General features: G+C 49.5%; 1 rRNA gene. It reads left to right on the top strand.

Annotated elements, in window-relative coordinates:
- Positions 1–13 precede the first annotated feature (13 nt).
- Positions 14–553 (top strand): 23S ribosomal RNA (locus tag JEP36_RS17685); the annotation flags it as partial.

Below are 553 nucleotides of genomic sequence, written 5' to 3'. Positions count from 1 at the left end.
CTTCGGGTTGTGAGGTTAAGCGAATAAGCGTACACGGTGGATGCCTAGGCAATCAGAGGCGATGAAGGACGTGCTAATCTGCGATAAGCGTCGGTAAGGTGATATGAACCGTTATACCCGACGATTTCCGAATGGGGAAACCCAATATCCAATGGATATTATCATTAACTGAATACATAGGTTAATGAAGCGAACCGGGAGAACTGAAACATCTCAGTACCCCGAGGAAAAGAAATCAACCGAGATTCCCCTAGTAGCGGCGAGCGAACGGGGAACAGCCCAGAGTCTTAATCAATAGCAGCATCAGGAGAACGGTCTGGAAAGTCCGGCAGTAAAGGGTGATAGCCCCGTATCTGAAGATGCTGTTATTGTGAACTCGACGAGTAGGGCGGGACACGTGTTATCCTGTCTGAATATGGGGGGACCATCCTCCAAGGCTAAATACTCCTGATTGACCGATAGTGAACCAGTACCGTGAGGGAAAGGCGAAAAGAACCCCGGCGAGGGGAGTGAAAAAGAACCTGAAACCGTGTACGTACAAGCAGTAGGAGCC

The organism is Proteus sp. PR00208, assembly GCF_016238545.1.
Lineage (GTDB): Bacteria > Pseudomonadota > Gammaproteobacteria > Enterobacterales > Enterobacteriaceae > Proteus.
This window is presented reverse-complemented; position numbering and strand designations above follow the sequence as displayed.